This window comes from Paenibacillus sp. N119s (assembly GCF_059447605.1).
In genome coordinates this window covers 1-602 of record NZ_JCAJRU010000491.1, presented here as the reverse complement: position 1 = coordinate 602, position 602 = coordinate 1, and the positions used below count along the sequence as shown (strand labels likewise).

Annotated in this window: 1 protein-coding gene; it reads left to right on the top strand. The window is 56.8% G+C overall.

Annotation, left to right across the window (positions count from 1 at the left end; genetic code table 11):
- Nucleotides 1-602 (top strand): AMP-binding protein (locus tag AC5V8P_RS25955; RefSeq protein ID WP_495474100.1); only part of this gene is annotated, 602 nt, incomplete at both ends.

Sequence of the window (602 nt, the reverse complement as noted above, 5' to 3'; positions counted from 1 at the left end):
GGCTGGATTCGTGATTATCAAATTACGGTGTTCGAATCGACACCGGCCTTGATCATACCGTTTATGCAGCATGTGCATGAACAGGGACTTGACATGAGTAGTCTGGAACTGCTGATCACGAGCTCGGATAGCTGCAGCGTGACGGACTACCGGGTGCTGCAAGAACGGTTTGGTGCGGAGATCCGCATCATGAACAGCTACGGCGTTACGGAAGCGGCGATTGACTCCAGCTTCTATGACGAAGAGCTGTCGAAGCTGCCAAGCAGCGGTCATGTGCCGATTGGTCAGGCATGGCTGAACGCCCGCTTCTACATCGTAGACAGCCAGCTGAATCCGGTGCCGATTGGTGTGCTGGGTGAGCTGTGTATCGGCGGCATCGGGGTGGCACGGGGGTACCTGAACCGTGCGGACCTGACCGCTGAGAAATTCGTAGCGAACCCGTACGTACCAGGTGAACGACTGTATCGCACCGGTGACTTGGCGCGGTGGATGCCGGACGGTAACGTGGACTTTATTGGCCGGATGGACTACCAAGTCAAAATCCGCGGCTACCGGATCGAGCTGGGCGAGATTGAAACCGCGATCCAGCGGATACCAGGTGT